At 73.7% G+C, this 17,305-nt stretch carries 15 protein-coding genes, 1 rRNA gene and 1 pseudogene; 12 read left to right on the top strand and 5 right to left on the bottom strand.

The genetic code is table 11. The features are described from left to right. Nucleotides 1-149 precede the first annotated feature (149 nt). The 3 genes and pseudogenes from rrf (at nt 150) to IE241_RS33885 (ending at nt 2,527) form a co-directional block, all read left to right on the top strand. Nucleotides 150-266, top strand: a 5S ribosomal RNA gene (gene rrf / locus IE241_RS33435). Between the two features lie 710 nt (nt 267-976). Next, nucleotides 977-1,603 (top strand): annotated as a pseudogene (locus IE241_RS35115) (tetratricopeptide repeat protein); the annotation flags it as partial. 114 nt (nt 1,604-1,717) lie between these two features. Further along, the gene (locus IE241_RS33885) at nt 1,718-2,527 is read left to right on the top strand and encodes a tetratricopeptide repeat protein (RefSeq protein ID WP_194552802.1); all 810 of its coding nucleotides are present in this window, start codon (nt 1,718-1,720) and stop codon (nt 2,525-2,527) included. A 72-nt stretch (nt 2,528-2,599) separates the two neighbouring features. Here IE241_RS33885 and IE241_RS33425 read toward each other — a convergent pair whose 3' ends face one another. Next, nucleotides 2,600-3,889: a DUF1015 domain-containing protein gene (locus tag IE241_RS33425; protein WP_190025631.1), complete on the bottom strand. Its 1,290-nt coding sequence runs from the start codon at nt 3,887-3,889 to the stop codon at nt 2,600-2,602. Nucleotides 3,890-3,964: 75 nt separating this feature from the next. On the opposite strand from IE241_RS33425, the gene IE241_RS33420 reads away from it, so the two are divergent. Next, the gene (locus IE241_RS33420) at nt 3,965-4,996 is read left to right on the top strand and encodes an HAD-IIA family hydrolase (RefSeq protein WP_190025630.1); all 1,032 of its coding nucleotides are present in this window, start codon (nt 3,965-3,967) and stop codon (nt 4,994-4,996) included. Between the two features lie 118 nt (nt 4,997-5,114). Here IE241_RS33420 and IE241_RS33415 read toward each other — a convergent pair whose 3' ends face one another. Both IE241_RS33415 and IE241_RS33410 read right to left on the bottom strand, forming a co-directional pair. Continuing rightward, a complete protein-coding gene (locus IE241_RS33415) occupies nt 5,115-5,945 on the bottom strand; it encodes a siderophore-interacting protein (protein ID WP_190025629.1) in 831 nt (276 codons plus the stop codon). 55 nt (nt 5,946-6,000) lie between these two features. After that, the gene (locus IE241_RS33410; protein WP_190025628.1) at nt 6,001-7,035 is read right to left on the bottom strand and encodes an ABC transporter substrate-binding protein; all 1,035 of its coding nucleotides are present in this window, start codon (nt 7,033-7,035) and stop codon (nt 6,001-6,003) included. Nucleotides 7,036-7,159: 124 nt separating this feature from the next. Here IE241_RS33410 and IE241_RS33405 point away from each other — a divergent pair, with 124 nt between their 5' ends. From IE241_RS33405 to IE241_RS33395, 3 genes are all read left to right on the top strand, one after another. Beyond that, nucleotides 7,160-8,170 carry a FecCD family ABC transporter permease gene (locus IE241_RS33405; RefSeq protein WP_373300820.1) on the top strand — a complete coding sequence of 337 codons (1,011 nt, stop codon included), beginning with the start codon at nt 7,160-7,162 and terminating at the stop codon, nt 8,168-8,170. Further along, complete coding sequence (locus IE241_RS33400; RefSeq protein WP_190025626.1) at nt 8,167-9,225, top strand: FecCD family ABC transporter permease; 1,059 nt, start codon at nt 8,167-8,169, stop codon at nt 9,223-9,225. The genes IE241_RS33405 and IE241_RS33400 overlap by 4 nt, the downstream gene beginning before the upstream one ends. Before the next feature lie 65 nt (nt 9,226-9,290). After that, nucleotides 9,291-10,100, top strand: coding sequence for an ABC transporter ATP-binding protein (locus tag IE241_RS33395; RefSeq protein ID WP_190025625.1), 810 nt, complete (start codon nt 9,291-9,293; stop codon nt 10,098-10,100). Nucleotides 10,101-10,118: 18 nt separating this feature from the next. Here the strand turns inward: IE241_RS33395 and IE241_RS33390 are convergent, their stop codons facing one another. Next, entirely contained in the window at nt 10,119-10,466 is a 348-nt protein-coding gene (locus tag IE241_RS33390) for an SCP2 sterol-binding domain-containing protein (protein ID WP_190025624.1), read from the bottom strand. A gap of 68 nt (nt 10,467-10,534) precedes the next feature. Between IE241_RS33390 and IE241_RS33385 the strand changes: the two genes are divergently transcribed. From IE241_RS33385 to IE241_RS33375, 3 genes are all read left to right on the top strand, one after another. Then, on the top strand, nt 10,535-10,828 hold the full coding sequence (locus IE241_RS33385; RefSeq protein ID WP_190025623.1) for a hypothetical protein: 294 nt from the start codon (nt 10,535-10,537) through the stop codon (nt 10,826-10,828). Nucleotides 10,829-10,841: 13 nt separating this feature from the next. After that, on the top strand, nt 10,842-11,657 hold the full coding sequence (locus IE241_RS33380; protein ID WP_190025638.1) for a TlyA family RNA methyltransferase: 816 nt from the start codon (nt 10,842-10,844) through the stop codon (nt 11,655-11,657). Between the two features lie 125 nt (nt 11,658-11,782). Then, a complete protein-coding gene (locus IE241_RS33375; protein ID WP_190025637.1) occupies nt 11,783-12,664 on the top strand; it encodes an NAD kinase in 882 nt (293 codons plus the stop codon). 58 nt (nt 12,665-12,722) lie between these two features. Here the strand turns inward: IE241_RS33375 and IE241_RS33370 are convergent, their stop codons facing one another. Further along, complete coding sequence (locus IE241_RS33370; RefSeq protein WP_190025622.1) at nt 12,723-14,180, bottom strand: S41 family peptidase; 1,458 nt, start codon at nt 14,178-14,180, stop codon at nt 12,723-12,725. Between the two features lie 121 nt (nt 14,181-14,301). Between IE241_RS33370 and recN the strand changes: the two genes are divergently transcribed. Continuing rightward, nucleotides 14,302-16,071 carry a DNA repair protein RecN gene (gene recN / locus IE241_RS33365; protein ID WP_190025621.1) on the top strand — a complete coding sequence of 590 codons (1,770 nt, stop codon included), beginning with the start codon at nt 14,302-14,304 and terminating at the stop codon, nt 16,069-16,071. 425 nt (nt 16,072-16,496) lie between these two features. After that, the gene (locus IE241_RS33360) at nt 16,497-17,264 is read left to right on the top strand and encodes a hypothetical protein (protein WP_190025620.1); all 768 of its coding nucleotides are present in this window, start codon (nt 16,497-16,499) and stop codon (nt 17,262-17,264) included. Nucleotides 17,265-17,305 lie beyond the last annotated feature (41 nt).

Raw genomic sequence — 17,305 nt, 5'->3', positions numbered from 1 at the left:
ACGGTTGGAGCTGACTGGTACTAATAGGCCGAGGGCTTGTCCTCAGTTGCTCGCGTCCACTGTGTTAGTTCTGAAGCAACGAACAGTTGCTGGTTTGAGCAGAACCACTTAATTGAAAAGTGTGCTTGTTCGCTCGAAACCGATAGGGTTTCGGTGGTCATAGCGTTAGGGAAACGCCCGGTTACATTCCGAACCCGGAAGCTAAGCCTTTCAGCGCCGATGGTACTGCATGGGGGACCGTGTGGGAGAGTAGGACGCCGCCGAACAATATTTCAAGGACCCTTGGTCCCAGCGTTCACGCTGGGACCAAGGGTCCTTTTTTGTATTTCTGCCGAAGCGCGCCGGTCGTCCGGTTGCGCGAGAATGACTGCGGTACCCGAAGACAGGAGTCACGTCGATGCCCACCAACTACCCCGACGATCGTTCGGGTGGCGACCGCGGCGGTAACCGCCGCGACGACCGACCGGCGTACCGGCGTGACGACCGCGGCGACGACCGGCGTGGCGGCCCCCGCCGCGACGACCGTGGCGGGCGCCCGGCCGGCGGTGGCTTCGGCCGTCGCGACGACCGTCCGTCCTTCCGTCGCGACGACGACCGCGGCCCCCGTCGCGATGACCGTCGTGACGACCGCGGCCCGCGCCGCGATGACGACCGCGGCGGCCGTCCCGCCGGCGGTGGCTTCGGTCGCCGTGACGACCGTCCGTCCTTCCGCCGTGACGACGACCGCGGCCCGCGCCGCGATGACCGTGGCCCCCGTCGTGATGATGACCGCGGTGGTTTCCGCGGTGGCCGCGACGACCGTCCGGGTGGTGACCGTCCGTCCTTCCGTCGCGATGACCGTGCCCCGCGTCGTGAGGACGACCGTGGCGGCTTCCGTCGCGACGACCGTCCCTCCTTCCGTCGCGATGACGACCGCGGCCCGCGCCGTGATGACCGCGGTGGCTACGACCGTCCCCGTGGCGGTTTCCGCGGTGGCCGTGACGACCGTCCGTCCTTCCCGCGCGATGACCGTGCTCCGCGTCGTGAGGACGAGCGTGGCGGCTTCCGTCGCGACGACCGCGACGAGCGTCGTGACAGCCGCCCGTCCTTCCGCCGTGACGACCGTGCCCCGCGTCGTGACGACGAGCGTGGCGGCTTCCGTCGCGACGAGCGTCCGTCCTTCCGTCGCGATGACCGTCGTGACGACCGTGGTCCGCGCCGCGACGATGACCGCGGTGGTTTCCGTGGTGGCCGTGACGAGCGTCGCGACGACCGTCCGTCCTTCCGCCGTGACGACGACCGCGGCCCCCGCCGCGATGACCGTGGTCCCCGTCGTGAGGACGAGCGTGGCGGCTTCCGTCGCGATGACCGTCGTGACGACCGCGGCCCGCGCCGCGACGAGCGTCCCTCCTTCCGCCGCGACGACGACCGTGGTCCCCGTCGTGACGACGACCGTGGCGGCTTCCGCCGTGACGAGCGTCGCGATGACCGTGGCCCGCGCCGCGATGACGACCGCGGTGGCTTCCGCGGTGGCCGTGACGAGCGTCGCGACGACCGTGGTCCGCGCCGCTCGTTCCGTGACGACCGGCAGGGCGGCGGCTACCGAGGTGGCCGGGACGACCGTTCCGGTGGTTACCGCGGCGGCCGTGACGAGCGTGACCGGGACCGTGGCGACCGCGAGCCGGTGAAGCGCCTGCCGATCCCCGACGACGTCACCGGTGACGAGATCGACGCGGACGTGCGGCAGGAGCTCATGAGCCTGCCGAAGGGCCTCGCCGAGGAGGTCGCCCGGAACCTCGTCATGGTCGCCAACCTGCTGGACGAGGACCCGGAGCAGGCCTACGCCTACTCGCGGATCGCCCTGCGTCTCGCCTCCCGCGTCGCCGCGGTGCGCGAGGCCGCCGGCTTCGCCTCGTACGCGACGGCCAAGTACTCCGAGGCGCTCGCCGAGTTCCGTGCCGCGCGCCGGATGACCGGCTCCGTCGAGCTGTGGCCCGTGATGGCCGACTGCGAGCGCGGCATGGGCCGTCCCGAGCGCGCGCTGGCCATGGCCGGCGAGCCCGAGGTCAACAAGCTCGACAAGGCCGGCCAGGTCGAGATGCGTCTGGTCGCCGCCGGTGCCCGCAAGGACATGGGCCAGGCCGACGCCGCCGTCGTGACGCTGCAGAGCCCGGAGCTCGCCTCCAGCTCGGTCCAGCCGTGGACCGCGCGCCTGCGGTACGCGTACGCCGACGCGCTGCTGGAGGTCGGCCGCGAGAGCGAGGCCCGCGACTGGTTCGCCAAGGCCCTTGAGGCGGACCAGGGCGGCCAGACGGACGCCTCCGACCGGCTCGCCGAGCTCGACGGCGTCGAGTTCACGGACGCCCTGGTGGAGTCCGAGGACGACGAGGCCGCCTCCGACGAGGAGGCCGGTGCCCCGGTGACGTCCGAGGAGCCCGCCGAGGAGCCCGCTCAGGCCGAGAAGCCGGTCGAGAAGGCCGTTGAGGCCGAGGAGTCCGCTGACGCCGGCAAGGCCGCTGACGCCGGCAAGGCCGACGACAACAGCTGACCCGTAGGGCAGTGACGAAGAGGCCGGCACCCCGATCCCGGGGTGCCGGCCTCTTCTTTCGTTTGCGGTGGATCAGTTCAGGGCCAGGCTCCGCAGCACCAGCCCCGTGGCCGGCTTGGGGCCGAAGGACGTGGACTTGCGGGGCATGGTCACGCCCTGTTCCGCCAGCTCCCGGACGACATCCTCCTGGACCGGGTGCATCAGCACCGCCGTCCCCCCGTGCCGCTCTGCCTGCTTGACGGCCGCCGCCGTCTCGTGGATGTAACTGATGTTCTCGGGGTTGTCCGGCACCTGCCAGAGGCGTTCCAGCAGTACCGAGTGCAGGACCGTCGCGTCCAGGGTGCGCCAGGCCTCCGGGCGGTCGGTGGGGACCGTACGGGCCAGCAGCCCCGGGTCCGGGCGGTCGAGGAGGTGGAAGCGGCCGTCGCCCGCCAGGACGAAGGCGTTCCCCTCTTCCTCGGACGCCTCCGTCAGCGCGTCGAGTGCCTCCGGCAGCGGGCCGTCGATCGTGCGCACCCGGAAAGAGCCCTCCACCGCCGCCAGCGCCTGGGCGACCGGCAGCCGGTGCAGCAGGCGGTGGATGGCCCGTACGCGCAGCGGGTAGCGGGCGGTGTCGACGAGCAGGACGAGGCCGTAGTCCCAGGGGCCGGGGGCCGGCTGCTCCGCGCGCAGGCGCAGGTAGGTGGCCCAGCGGTGGTGGCCGTCGGCGATGAGCGCGTGCTGCTGGGAGAGGTCCTTGCCGATCGCCTCGAGGTCGTCCGGGTCGGTGATGGACCACAGGCGGTGGGCGTAGCCGTCGTCGGTCGTGGTGGACAGCAGCGGCTCGGTGCCGGTGACGCGGTCGATGACGGCCGCGGCGCCGGTCGTGCTGCCGTTGCCGCGGTAGGAGAAGAGCAGCGGTTCGAGGTTGGCGCCCGTGCCGCGCATGAGGGCCGCACGGTCCTCGATGATGTGCGGCATGACGTCCTCGTGCGGGAGGACGACGCCCTCCTCGCGGGGGCTGAGGCGGAGTGCGCCGATGAGGCCGCGCTGCAGTATGCCGCCGCCGCGCTGCTCGTAGACGTAGAGCGCCGGCTCGGGGTCGGCGGCCAGGACCTGCTCGTCCTGCCAGCGGCGGAGGGTGTCCGCGGCCAGCCGGTGGCGGTCCGCCGCGCTCGCGGCCTGCGGAAGGATCAGCCGGACGATGTTGTGCGGATCGGCGGTCTCCAGGTGACGCAACCCGTCGGGCCGTACGACGACGTCGTACGGTGGCGAGGTGACGGCGGCGAGGCTGCCGACCCGCTCCGGGACATAGCGCAGTCCTCGGAAGGGGGCGAGCTGGAGTCCTTGCCCTGCTTTCCCTGCTCGGCCTGGAGTGCTCATTGGGAAATGTTATGTCTCACGGCCCTGTGAGCAATGATCGTGGAAGAGACGTACAGCACAAGGAGCGAGTACAGCATGAATCAGACCGCCCGAACGCGGCCCGGCGGCAGTGAGCGTGCCCTCAGCGAGGCCTACGACACGGCACTGCTCGACCTCGACGGCGTGGTGTACGCGGGTGGCGAGGCCATCGCGTACGCCGTCGAGTCGCTGGGGGCGGCGCGCGAGGGCGGGATGCACCTCGCCTACGTGACGAACAACGCCGCGCGGACGCCGCAGACGGTCGCCGAGCACCTGACGAGGCTGGGCGTCCCCGCCGAGCCGTCCGACGTCATCACCTCCGCCCAGGCCGTGGCGCGGCTGATCTCCGAGCAGCTGCCCGCCGGTTCCCGGGTCCTGGTGATCGGCGCCGAGGGGCTGCGGGTGGCCCTGCGGGAGCGCGGGCTGGTGCCGGTGGAGTCGGCGGACGACGACCCGGCGGCCGTCGTCCAGGGCTACGGCGGGCCGGACATGCCGTGGTCGCGGCTGATGGAGGCGTCGTACGCGGTGGCCCGGGGCCTGCCGTGGTTCGCCTCCAACACGGACCTGACGATCCCGAGCGGGCGCGGCATCGCGCCGGGCAACGGTGCGGCCGTGGAGGTCGTACGGATAGCCACGGGCGCGACGCCGCAGGTCGCCGGGAAGCCGCTGCCCCCCATGCACCGCGAGACGGTGCTGCGGACGGGCGCGGAGCGGCCGCTGGTGGTCGGCGACCGGCTCGACACCGACATCGAGGGCGCGCACGTGGGCGGGGTGGACTCGCTGCTGGTGCTGACCGGCGTGACGACGGCCGCGCAGCTGGTCGCGGCGCGGCCGGAGCACCGGCCCACGTATGTGGCCGAGGATCTGCGGGGGTTGCTGGAGCCTCAGCCGGAGGTTGAGCCGGTGGGGGACGACGGGTTCCGGTGCGGGGGGTGGACTGCCTCCGTTGACGGTGATGCGCTCGTCCTCGCGGGGGAGGGGGAGCCGGTGGACGGGCTCCGGGCGCTTTGTGCTGCCGCGTGGACGGCTGCGGGGGACGGGGTTTGTGAGCTGGACTCGGGCAAGGTGGTGGCCCGGCTGGGGCTGTGACCGTGGCTGGGGCGGGTGGGGTTTCCCCTGACCCGCCCCTTCCCGTAACCGGGGGCTTCGCCCCCTGGACCCCCTGTCGCGCTCAACGCGCTCGTCCTCAAACGCCGGACGGGCTGAATCAGCCGAGCTCTGCCAGGAGGTCCTCTTCTGTCGCTCCCCGGCGCCAGTAGCCCGTGAAGGTCACCGTGCGGCGGTCGAAGCCGCGGTCGTTGACCAGGTGGCGGCGGAGGCCGCGGACCGTGCCGGATTCGCCTGCCAGCCATGCGTAGGGCGTGCCGGCGGGCAGGTCGGCTGTGCGGACGGCGCTCAGGAGGGGCTCTGCCGCGCCCCGTACCAGCCAGGTGATCTCCGCCGCGGCGTCGGTGGGCAGGTCCTGGACGTCCTCGGGGTGGGGGACCTCTATCCAGACCTTGGCCGGGGTGCCCGCCGGCAGCCAGGCGAGGATCCCGGCGACGGCCGGCAGGGCCGTCTCGTCGGCGGTGACCAGGACCCAGTCCGTGCCGGCGGGCGGCTGGAAGTCGACGCCGCCGTTGTCCTCGACGACGGGGGCGAGGACGGTGACGCGGTCGCCGGGGCGGGCGGCCTGGGCCCAGTTCGTGGCCGGGCCGCCGTGCCCGTTCGCGTCGCCGTGCACGGCGAAGTCGACGTCCATCTCGTCCGGCCCGTACCGCATGTCCCGCACGGTGTAGGTGCGCATGAAAGCCCGTACGGCCGGGTCCTGGGCGCGCCACTCGGTGAACCAGGTCTCGTCGCGGCTCGCGGGCAGGACCGGCTCGTCCTGGCCGGGCTGCGGCAGGAACAGCTTGAAGCGCTGGTCGCGGCCGCCGGCGACGACGTCGCGGAGCTCCTCGCCGCCGAAGGTGACCCGCACCATGGCGGGGCTGAGCCGCTCGGTGCGGAGCACCTCCAGGTCGAAGAAGCGGTACGGGAGGGTGGTGGTGCTGGCCATGCGGAGAGCTTCCCTTTCGCTGGTGAGGAGGCCTTGTCGGACGGCCTTCCTGGCGTCAGACGACCTTCTTGGCCTTCTGGACCGCCTCGGCGAGCGCCTCGACGAGCGGTGCGCACCCGGCGTAGGAGTAGCGCGGCTCGCTGAGCCACGGGCTGACCTGGCCTGCCTTGACGGCGGGCAGGCCGGCCCAGGTGGGCTTGGCGGCGAGGTCCTTGGGCTGGAGGGCTGCGGAGCGGTTGTCGAGGAGGATCAGGTCCGCGGGGTACTTGCCGGCGTTCTCCCAGCTGAGGCTCTCGAAGAAGCCGCCGGTGACCTTGTCGGGGACGATGAAGTCGACGCCGAGGGACTTGAAGTAGGACAGGTCGGCGTAGACGCCGGGGTCGGAGACGTAGAGCAGGTCGGTGGAGCCGGAGGCGGCGACGACCTTGAGGCCCTTGTTGGCCTGTGCGGCCTTGCGGAGGGTCTCGGAGGCCTTCTCGAAGCGGGCCTTGGCGTCGGTGACCTGCTTCGCCTTGAGGTCGGCGCCGAGCGAGGCGGCGAGTTCGGCGTAGCGTCCGATGACCCGGGTCAGGGAGACCTTCGTGACGTTGATGCCGATGCCGGGGGCGAAGCCCAGGATCTTCTTCTTGCTCTCGTCCGGCACGTACCAGAGCTCGGTGCCCTGGAGCATGTTGGTGACGAGCAGTTCGGGGGAGAGGGCCGCGTACTTCTCGACGTTGAACTCGCCCCAGGCGTTGCCGAGGACGGTCAGCTTGCCGACGTCGAGGTCGCCGGCCTGGGGGTCGGGCTTGCCGTCCTTGAGGGTGGTGGGGCCGAAGACGGCGGTGCACTCGATGCCGAAGTCGTGCAGGGCCGCGGCGCTTCCGGTGAAGGCGACGACCTTCTTCGGGGTGCGGGGGGCCTTGGCGGTCTCGCCCCGGTCGTCCTTGAAGGACCACGAACCGGAACCACCTGAGTCCCCGTCCGAGGACCCCTTTGAGCCGCCGCCTCCACAGGCCGTCAGGAGGGCGCCCGCGCCGAGGGCGCCGCCTGCGGCCAGCAGACCGCGGCGGGACATGAAGGAGCCGGTGAGGATGCGGGGGGTGCTCATGGTGGTGCGCTTCTCTCAAGAATGAGGCAAGAACGGGGGGAGTTAAGGGTAGGCTAACCTAAGGATCGTGTTGCTTGACAGTCCCCCCGAACCCCCGGCGGACACCGGTCCGCTGCCGCCGCAGATACCCCCGGCAAGCCGTAAGCGGAATGCCGCGCGGGCAGCCGGCCTGCTCGCGGCGACCGGTCTGCTGCTGCTCGTCGCCGTCGCGAGCATCGCCGTCGGCGCCAAGCCGCTGCCGCTGGAGGCGGTCTGGCACGGGCTGTTCGGCGACGCGCACGGCGAGGCCGGCGTCATCGTGCGCGAGGTGCGCCTGCCCCGTACGCTGCTCGGCCTGCTCGCCGGCGCCGCCCTCGGGCTCTCCGGCGCCGTGATGCAGGCCCTCACCCGCAACCCGCTCGCCGAACCCGGCATCCTCGGCGTCAACGCGGGCGCCGCGGCGGCCGTCGTATCCGCCATCACCTTCCTCGGCGTCAGCTCGGCCGGCGGCTACGTATGGTTCGCGCTCGCCGGTGCGGCCGTCGTCTCCGTCGTGGTCCACGTGCTCGGCGGCAGCCGCGGCGCCACGCCCGTACGGCTCGCCCTGGCCGGCACCGCCGTGACGTACGCGCTCTACGGCTACGTCAACTCCGTCCAGCTGATGGACTCCGCGGCGCTCGACCGGATGCGCTTTTGGACCGTCGGCTCGCTCGCCTCGGCCGACGCGGACGTCATCCGGCAGGTGCTGCCCTTCATCGCCGCCGGCATCCTGCTCGCCCTCGCGCTCGCCCGGCCCCTGAACGCCATGGCGCTCGGCGACGACAGCGCCCGCGCGCTCGGCACCCGCCCCGCCCGCACCCGCGTCCTCGCGATGGCCGCCGTCACCCTGCTGTGCGGCGCCGCGACCGCCGCCTGCGGGCCCATCGTCTTCATCGGCCTCATCGTCCCGCACCTGGTGCGCGCCCTCACCGGGCCCGACCAGCGCTGGATCCTGCCGTACGCGGCCGTCCTGTCACCCGTGCTGCTGCTCGGCGCGGACATCGCCGGGCGGGTCGTCGCCCGGCCCGGAGAGCTCCAGGCCGGCATCGTCACCGCCGTCGTCGGCGGACCCCTGTTCATCCACCTCGTACGGCGCCGGAGGGTGGCCCAGCAGTGAGCCTGTCCCCACGAACCGTACGAGCCGTACGAACCGTCCGTACCAGCGGCGGGCTCTCCCTGCGTGTGGACGCCCGCGCCGCCCTCGTCGTCCTGCTGCTCCTGGCCGTCGCGGCGGCCGCCTCCGTGGCCCTCATCGCCACCGGCGACTTCCCGATGTCGCCCGCCGACGTCCTGCGGACGCTCGCCGGCGGCGGCACCCCCGCCCAGGACGTCGTCGTCCACGACCTGCGCCTGCCCCGCGTCCTGGTGGGCCTGCTCGCGGGCGCCTGTCTCGGGCTGGCCGGCGCGGTCTTCCAGTCCGTCTCCCGCAACCCGCTGGGCAGCCCGGACGTGATCGGCTTCGGCCAGGGGTCCGCGGCCGGTGCGCTCGTCGTCATCGTCCTCTTCCACGGCGACCCGTTCGCCGTGGCCGCAGGAGCCGTCGCGGGCGGCGTCGTCACCGGCCTCGCGGTCTACCTGCTGGCCTGGAAGAAGGGCATCAACGGCTACCGGCTCGTCCTCGTCGGCATCGGCGCCGCCGCCGTCCTCACCGGCCTGCGCGACTACCTGATGACCAAGGCCGACCTCGTCGACGCCACCCGGTCCATGATCTGGATGGTCGGCTCCCTCAACGGCCGCGACTGGGAGCAGGTGTGGCCCCTGCTGTGCGCGGCCGCCATGCTCCTCCCCGTCGTCCTCGGGAACGGGCGGGCCCTGCGCATGCTGGAGATGGGCGACGACGCCGCCCACGCCCTCGGGGTGCGCGCCGAACGCACCCGGCTCGTGGTGACGGCCTGCGCCGTGCTCCTCACCGCCGCCGCCACGGCCGCCGCCGGGCCCGTCGGCTTCGTGGCCCTCGCCGCGCCGCAGCTCGCACGCCGGCTGACCCGCGCCCCCGGCCCGGGCCTCCTCGCCGCCGCGGCCATGGGCGCCACCCTGCTCGTCGGCGCCGACTGGGCCTCGCAGCGGCTCTTCGGCGCCGACAAGCTGCCCGTCGGTGCGCTGACCGGGATGCTCGGCGGCTGCTATCTGCTGTGGCTGCTGTTCACCGAGCGCAAGGCGGGACGGGTGTGATGGACGGGGCGCAGCCGGGCGGCCCCGGTACGAGTACGACGACCCTTCAGCAAGGAGACCGCACCATGAGCCGACTGACGGCCGAATCCGTCACGCTCGCCTACGACCAGCGGGTCATCGCCGAGAACCTCTCGGTCGCGATCCCCGACCGGTCGTTCACCGTCATCGTCGGCCCCAACGCCTGCGGCAAGTCGACCCTGCTGCGCGCCCTGGCCCGGATGCTCAAGCCCGTCGCCGGGTCCGTCCTGCTGGACGGCGCCGCCATCGGCTCCTACCCGGCCAAGCAGGTCGCCCGCACGCTCGGGCTGCTCCCGCAGTCCTCCATCGCGCCCGACGGCATCACCGTCGGCGACCTCGTCGCCCGCGGCCGCTACCCCCACCAGGGCCTGCTGCGCCAGTGGTCGCGCGAGGACGAGCGGATCGTCACCGAGTCCATGGCCGCCACCGGCGTCGACGCCCTCGCCGACCGGCACGTCGACGAGCTCTCCGGCGGCCAGCGCCAGCGGGTCTGGATCGCCATGGCCCTCGCCCAGCAGACGCCGCTGCTCCTGCTGGACGAGCCCACCACATACCTCGACATCCAGCACCAGATCGAGGTCCTCGACCTGTGCGCCCAGCTGCACGAGGAGCAGGGCCGCACCCTCGTCGCCGTCCTCCACGACCTCAACCACGCCGCGCGCTACGCCACCCACCTCATCGCCATGCGTGACGGCAGCGTCGTCGCCGAGGGTGCGCCGGGGGACGTCGTCACCGCCGAGCTCGTGGAGCAGGTGTTCGGGCTGCGCTGCCAGGTCATCGACGACCCGGAGACGGGGACGCCGCTGGTCGTGCCGGCCGCACGCCGGGCCAGGGCGGGTGCGGCGCTGCAGAAGTGACCGCTACAGCAGTGACCGCTACAGCAGTGACCGCAGCCGCAGGACGTCGCGCAGGCTCGCCTGGACCCTGACGCGGCCGGAGGCCCACGCCTTCGCGAAGTTCAGCCGGCCGTCCACCAGGGCCACCAGGTCGTCGCCCGACATCGTCAGCGCGATCTCCGCCCGCCGCTCGGGCGTGCCCGGCTGCGTCTCCACGTCCTGGATGTGCCCGCCCACGAGATGGCCGGCGAAGGTCACGTCGAGATCGGTGATGTGGCAGCTGAGCGAGCGGTCGGGCGCGGCCGCGTCGCGGAGGTCGCCGCGGGCTCCCGCGAGGCTCTCCGCCAGTCTGTCGAGTGCGGCGCGGCACTCCTCGATCGTCGCCATCACCTGGGACGGTACCGCAGCAGGCCGCGTACGCCGCACAGGCGCCGTTCCGGGGTAGCGTCGGAGCCATGAGCGATGCGATGACTCCTGCGGATCCGGAGCCGGGCGGGGCCGAGGGGGCGGACGGGCCCGGACCGCTGCCGCTCGGCGTCGTGCGCACCCCTACCGGCGACCCCGCCGTCGACGCGCAGCTCGTCCGGCTGGCCGACGCCGACCACCTCGCCGCGAGCGGCCACCTGGAGGTGTACGAGGATGTACACCGGGGCCTGCGGGAGGCGCTGAGCGCGCTCGACCGGAGCCCCGGCCTGTCCGGCGCACCCGCGGCCCCGGGCGCACCCGCTTCGTACGACACCAGGAGCTGAACCACCCGTGGCAGTGACCCGCCCGCGACGCAGCCGACTCGACGCCGAGCTCGTGCGCCGTAAACTCGCCCGCTCCCGCGAGCACGCGAGCCAGCTCATCGCGGCGGGCCGGGTGACCGTCGGCGGCGCCGTCGCGACCAAGGCGGCGACCCAGGTCGAGATCAGCGCCGCGGTCGTCGTCACCCAGGACGAGAACGACCCCGACTATGTCTCCCGCGGCGGCCACAAGCTCGCCGGCGCCCTCGCCGCCTTCATCCCGCGCGGGCTCAAGGTCGAGGGCCGCCGCGCCCTCGACGCCGGGGCGTCCACCGGTGGCTTCACCGACGTCCTGCTGCGCGCCGGCGCCGCGCACGTCGTCGCCGTCGACGTCGGCTACGGGCAGCTCGCCTGGTCGCTGCAGAGCGACGAGCGGGTCACCGTGAAGGACCGCACGAACGTCCGCGAGCTGACGCTGGAGCAGATCGACGACCTCCCCGTCGACCTCGTCGTCGGCGACCTCTCCTTCATCCCGCTCGGGCTCGTCCTGCCCGCGCTGGTGCGCTGCGCCGCGCCCGACGCCGACCTGGTGCTCATGGTCAAGCCGCAGTTCGAGGTCGGCAAGGAGCGGCTCGGCAGCGGCGGGGTCGTGCGCAGCACCCAGCTGAGGGCCGAGGCGGTGCGCATGGTCGCGGCCCGCGCCGCCGAGCTGGGGCTCGGGGTGCTCGGCGTGACGGCGAGCCCGCTGCCGGGACCCTCGGGCAACGTCGAGTACTTTCTGTGGCTGCGCGCCGGAGCGCCCGAACTGGACCCGGCGGACGTTGACCGTGCAGTGGCGGAGGGGCCGCGTTGACGACTTCAGAAGCAGCATCACAGACAGCAGCATCAGAGGCAGCAGCACAGGCAGCACAGGAAGCAACGCCAGCAACGGCAACGCAGGGGGGCTGTACGGGGGACGGCGGCGGACGCACCGTCTTCCTGCTCGCGCACACGGGCCGCCCTGCGGCCATCCGCAGCGCCGAACTCGTCGTCCAGGGACTGCTGCGCTGCGGCATCGGCGTGCGGGTGCTCGCCGAGGAGGCGGCCGACCTGCCGCTGCCGTCGGCGGTCGAGCTCGTCGAGACCGGCCCCGACCGGCCGGACGTCCTGGAGGGCTGCGAGCTCCTCGTCGTCCTCGGCGGCGACGGCACGCTGCTGCGCGGCGCGGAGTTCGCGCGGCGCTCCGGGGTGCCGATGCTCGGCGTGAACCTCGGCCGGGTCGGCTTCCTGGCCGAGGCCGAGCGCGACGACCTCGACAAGGTCGTGGACCGGGTGGTGACGCGGGACTACGAGGTCGAGGAGCGGATGACGCTCGACGTCCTCGTGCGTACCGACGGGCACGTGGTGCACACCGACTGGGCGCTGAACGAGGCGTCCGTGGAGAAGGCCGCGCGCGAGCGGCTGCTGGAGGTCGTCACGGAGGTCGACGGGCGCCCGGTGTCGCGCTTCGGCGGCGACGGCGTCGTGTGCGCGACGCCCACCGGGTCGACGGCCTACGCGTTCTCGGCGGGCGGCCCGGTGGTGTGGCCGGAGGTGGAGGCGCTGCTGATGGTGCCGATCAGCGCCCACGCGCTGTTCGCCAAGCCGCTGGTCACCGCCCCGGACTCGGTCCTCGCGGTGGAGGTCCAGCCGCAGACCCCGAACGGGGTCCTGTGGTGCGACGGCCGCCGGACGGTGGAGCTGCCCGCGGGCGCGCGGGTGGAGGTGCGGCGGGGGGCGGTGCCGGTGCGCCTGGCGCGGCTGCACCACGCGTCCTTCACGGACCGCCTGGTGGCGAAGTTCGCCCTGCCGGTGGCGGGGTGGCGCGGGGCGCCGCACTGATCCGCCGTTGATCCGTCACCGGTGCGGCGAGAGTGCGTCCCGCCGCACCGGGCGGGCCTCAGCGGCCGGCCCGGGCCACGAACTTCCGTGCCTCGGCGAGGGCCGAGTCGCGGTGGGCGCGGAACTCCTCCTCCGTGAAGACGGGGGTGGCGACATCGGGGGAGATGCCCTTGATGTCGTAGGTCGTCCGGTGGTCCCGTGCGCTCAGGAACTCCTCGTTCGGCAGGAGGAAGCTCCAGCCGTTGGGCAGCCGCCGGTCGAGGGTGTCGGAGAAGGCCCCCTGGGTGTTCTCGCCGATCCGCTCCGTGGGCTGCGTGCGGCCCATGAGGGCCTGCGTGAGCGTCTCACCGGCGCTCATGGTGAGCCGGCCCGTGAGGACGGCCACGGGGCCGGTGTAGACGGGCCCTCGGTGCGGAGTGGCCGTGACGGGCTGCTCGGGCGTGAACCTGCGCGGGTCCTGCGGGTCGTTCCGGGCGTGCTTGAGGTACGCGAGGTACGGGCGGTCCGTCAGCCGCTCCGCGACGCGCAGGGCGAGCCGGTCGGAGCCGCCGCCGTTGAACCGCAGGTCGAGCACCAGGCCGCGCAGGGCGCCCGGGCCGCGGGTGCGGGCGGCGGTGAAGATCTCGTCCAGGGCGCGGTCGACGATCGCGCTGTCCTCGGCGTAGCCGCCGTCCTCGGTGTAGCTCTGGAACCTGGTGATGCGCAGGTAGCCGGTGCGGTCGGGCGTCTCGGCGTACGAGATGAGGCCGTTGCCCCAGGTGCGCCACTGGTCCTCGGGTACGCCGACGCTCTCCTTGACGGCTCCGGCGATCCGGAGCATGCCGTCACGGTCGGGGACCGTGGTGTCCTCGCGGTGGCCGCCGAAGCGGCCCTCCCGCTTCTCCGGGTCGGCGATGATGCCCGTGTGGGCGTCGTGCAGCGGCTCGATCATGCCCTTCAGGACCTCGAAGAGCGCCGTGTCGTCGGCCGCCGCGGCGGCCCGCGGGCGGAACTTCTCGCGGACGTCCTTCCAGTTGATCCCCTTCTGGGCGAAGAAGGGGTAGTTCTCGGCGTAGGTCTGCCAGAAGACGTCGAAGACGCGGAGATTGCCGGCGCGTGGAGTGCCGGCGCGGAGATCGTCCGCCTTCGCGGGAGTGTCCCGGCACTCGGCCGGCAGGGCGGGCAGGCGGCGCAGCGTACGGTGCCCGACGTTGTCGCCGAAGGAGAGCACCGCGCGGTCGCGGCCCTGCGCCGTGACGGTGATGGGCGCGTCCTTGTCCTGCTGGAAGACGCCCGGGGCGGTCGTACGGGTGGCGTCGCGGAAGCCGGGCAGGCAGCTGACGGCAGTGGTGTCGTACGTCCGCAGCCTGCGGCCCCCGTCCTCGATGGAGACGACCGTGCCGTAACCGTCCATGCGCCACGCCCCGTCCAGGGGCGCCGGGCGGGGCGCGGCGAGCGCGCTGCCGGTGGAGGCTGCGGTGGTCAGGAGGACGGCGGAGGCCAGGAACAGAGCGGCCGTGCGGGAACGTGCGGTCATGATCCAATCGTGTCCGCAGGCGGCCCGGAGCCGCCATGGAGCGATCACCCGGAACGGTGGTGGGGATTCCCCCAGGGGGATGGGTGGGGGTGGCCGTCGCGAGGGGCCCCCGGAACCTCGTATGGTCGTATCCGTGTTGGAGGAGATGCGGATCCGGTCCTTGGGCGTCATTGATGACGCGGTGGTCGAGCTGTCGCCCGGTTTCACCGCGGTGACCGGCGAGACCGGCGCGGGCAAGACCATGGTCGTCACCAGCCTCGGGCTGCTGCTCGGCGGGCGCGCCGACCCCGCCCTGGTGCGCATGGGGGCCCGGTCCGCGGTCGTCGAGGGGAGGATCACCCTCGACGCCGCCTCGCCCGTGGCCCTGCGGGCGGAGGAGGCGGGCGCGGAGCTGGACGACGGCACGCTGCTCATCAGCCGCACCCTCTCCGCCGAGGGGCGCTCGCGGGCCCACCTGGGCGGGCGCAGCGTGCCCGTCGGGCTGCTCGGCGAGCTCGCGGACGACCTCGTGGCCGTCCACGGGCAGACCGACCAGCAAGGGCTGCTGCGCCCCGCCCGGCAGCGCCGGGCCCTCGACCGCTACGCGGGCGATGCGGTGGCCGCGCCGCTCGCCAAGTACGCCGACGCCTACCGGCGGCTGCGCGCCGTCGCCGCCGAGCTCACCGAGCTGACGACGCGCGCCCGCGAGCGCGCCCAGGAGGCCGACCTCCTGCGGTTCGGGCTGGACGAGGTCGCCGCCGTCGAACCGCTGCCGGGGGAGGACGCCGAGCTCGCCGCCGAGGCCGAGCGGCTCGGCCACGCCGAGGCCCTCGCCTCGGCCGCCACCGCCGCGCACGCCGCGCTCGCCGGGAACCCCGAGGACCCCGAGGGCATCGACGCCGCCACGCTCGTCGCGGGCGCGCACCGGGCCGTGGAGGCCGTACGGTCGCACGACCCGGCGCTCGCGGCCCTCGCCGACCGCATCGGCGAGATCGGCATCCTGCTGTCCGACGTGGCCGGGGAACTGGCCGGGTACGCCTCCGACCTGGACGCCGACCCGCGGCGGCTGGCCACCGTCGAGGAGCGGCGCGCCGCTCTCACCCAGCTGACGCGCAAGTACGGCCAGGACATCGCCGAGGTCCTCGCCTGGGCCGAGCGCGGCGCGGAGCGGCTCGGCGAGCTCGACGGCGACGACGAGCGCATCGAGGAGCTCGCCGCCGAACGGGACGCGCTGCGCGCGGAGCTGGGCGGGCTCGCCCAGGCGCTGAGCGACGCCCGCGCGGAGGCCGCCCAGCGCTTCGCCGACGCGGTCACCGCCGAACTCGCGGAACTGGCCATGCCGCACGCGCGCGTCAGCTTCTCGATCCGCCAGACCGAGGTGGCGGAGGCGGAGGCGGAGAGCGGCATCGAGGTCGGCGGGCGCGCCGTCGCCTACGGCCCGCACGGCGCCGACGAGGTCGAACTGCTCCTCGCACCCCACCCCGGCGCGCTGCCCCGGCCCATCGCCAAGGGCGCGTCCGGCGGTGAGCTCTCGCGCGTCATGCTCGCCGTGGAGGTCGTCTTCGCGGGCTCCGCCCCCGTGCCCACGTACCTCTTCGACGAGGTCGACGCGGGCGTCGGCGGCAAGGCGGCCGTCGAGGTGGGCCGCCGCCTCGCGCGCCTCGCGCGGACGGCGCAGGTCGTGGTGGTCACCCACCTGCCCCAGGTGGCGGCCTTCGCCGACCGGCACCTGGTGGTGGAGAAGACCCACGAGGGATCGGTGACGCGCAGCGGCGTCCAGGCGATGGAGGGCGAGGCCCGCATCCGCGAACTCTCCCGCATGCTGGCGGGCCAGGAGGACTCCCAACTGGCCCGCGCCCACGCGGAAGAACTCCTCGCGGCCGCGCGGGGCGCCTCCGGCGGGGGTGCGTGACGCTCTGCGGTGCGCCCGGTTCGCCGGGCGGCCTCGCTGTGCTTGACCGCCGTCGCGGTGGGGGCCGGGGTGACCGCGGCGGTCGGGTGTCCGTTGCCGGAGCGTCTGCCGACGACGCCGCAGGCCGCTCCGGCACCGCCGCTCCGGCACCGCCGGGCCGCCTCGTCGTGGCTGATCGCCGCTGCGGCGGGATACGCATGCCGGAGTCGATCCTTCGCCCGCGGGGTGCCGGCCCCTTGTTTCCGCCGCCGTGGCGGGTAACCCCCACGGAGTGAGCTGGGTCCGGCACCGCCGGGCTGCTGTGTTGTGGCTGATCGCCGCTGCGGCGGGAAGTGAGTGCCGGGACCGGTTTTTCATCGGCTGGGCGCAGGCCCGGCGCGTCACCCGTCGGCGTCGCCGTGGGCCGCGGCTCGTAGGGTCGGGGGATGATCAAGTTTGGGGTGGTGGGGAAGGCGGCGCTCTGCGGGGCGGTCGTGGCGCGAGGGGTCTACGAGGGGGCGCGGCGGCGCCGGGGGCCGGGAGCCGCGCGCTGGCGGCGGAGCAACCACGCCGGCCGCACGGTCGACCTGTACGCCGGCCCCGCCGCAGCCGCCGGCACCGCGCTCGCCCTGGCCGGCACGTCCGCTCTGCCGCCGAAGGCCCGGGCGGCCGGCGCGCTGGCCGTGGTGGCTGCAGGGGCCTGCGGGGCCTATGACGACTTTGCCGGGGCCGGGGATTCCCGGCGGGGGTTTCGGGTGCATCTCGGGGCGCTGCGGCGGGGTGAGGTGACCAGCGGGGCCGTGAAGCTCTTCGGGGTCGGGGCGGCCGCCGCCGTGGCCGGGGCGGTCGTCAAGGAGCGGCCGCTCGACAAGGCGCTCGCCGCGGTGGTGATCGCCGGCTCCGCCCACCTCGTCAATCTGCTGGACGTGCGGCCGGGAAGGGCCGCCGGGGCCGTGCTCGCGCTCTCCGCGCCCGGTCTCGTCCGCCGCGACGCAGCGGCCGTCGCGGCCGTTCCGATGGGCGCGGCGGCCGCGCTGATCGCGGACGACCTCGCCGAGCGGACCATGCTCGGGGACACCGGCGCCCACGCGCTCGGGGCGGGTCTCGGGCTCGCCGTCGTGGCCGGCAACGGCCGTGCCGGCCTCGCTCTGCACGCCGCCGCGCTGGTGGGCACGGCCCTCGTCATGGACGCGAGAAATCACCTATGTGAGTGAATCCGCGGATGTGCGGGCGAGGTAGGGAGCTCAACCCGCGA

The organism is Streptomyces hiroshimensis (assembly GCF_014650335.1).
GTDB classification, from domain to species: Bacteria; Actinomycetota; Actinomycetes; order Streptomycetales; family Streptomycetaceae; genus Streptomyces; species Streptomyces hiroshimensis.
Note: the sequence above shows the minus strand (reverse complement) of the source record. Positions and strands in the feature narration are given on the sequence as shown.

Coding starts and splice junctions, on each gene's coding strand:
- IE241_RS33425 (WP_190025631.1), bottom strand. CDS start 3,889: ATGAGCACTCCAGGCCGAGCAGGGAAAGCAGGGCAAGGACTCCAGCTC.
- IE241_RS33385 (WP_190025623.1), top strand. CDS start 10,535: ATGAGCGATGCGATGACTCCTGCGGATCCGGAGCCGGGCGGGGCCGAG.
- IE241_RS33415 (WP_190025629.1), bottom strand. CDS start 5,945: ATGGCCAGCACCACCACCCTCCCGTACCGCTTCTTCGACCTGGAGGTG.
- IE241_RS33410 (WP_190025628.1), bottom strand. CDS start 7,035: ATGAGCACCCCCCGCATCCTCACCGGCTCCTTCATGTCCCGCCGCGGT.
- IE241_RS33420 (WP_190025630.1), top strand. CDS start 3,965: ATGAATCAGACCGCCCGAACGCGGCCCGGCGGCAGTGAGCGTGCCCTC.
- IE241_RS33390 (WP_190025624.1), bottom strand. CDS start 10,466: ATGGCGACGATCGAGGAGTGCCGCGCCGCACTCGACAGACTGGCGGAG.
- IE241_RS33360 (WP_190025620.1), top strand. CDS start 16,497: ATGATCAAGTTTGGGGTGGTGGGGAAGGCGGCGCTCTGCGGGGCGGTC.
- IE241_RS33395 (WP_190025625.1), top strand. CDS start 9,291: ATGAGCCGACTGACGGCCGAATCCGTCACGCTCGCCTACGACCAGCGG.
- IE241_RS33370 (WP_190025622.1), bottom strand. CDS start 14,180: ATGACCGCACGTTCCCGCACGGCCGCTCTGTTCCTGGCCTCCGCCGTC.
- recN (WP_190025621.1), top strand. CDS start 14,302: ATGGTCGTATCCGTGTTGGAGGAGATGCGGATCCGGTCCTTGGGCGTC.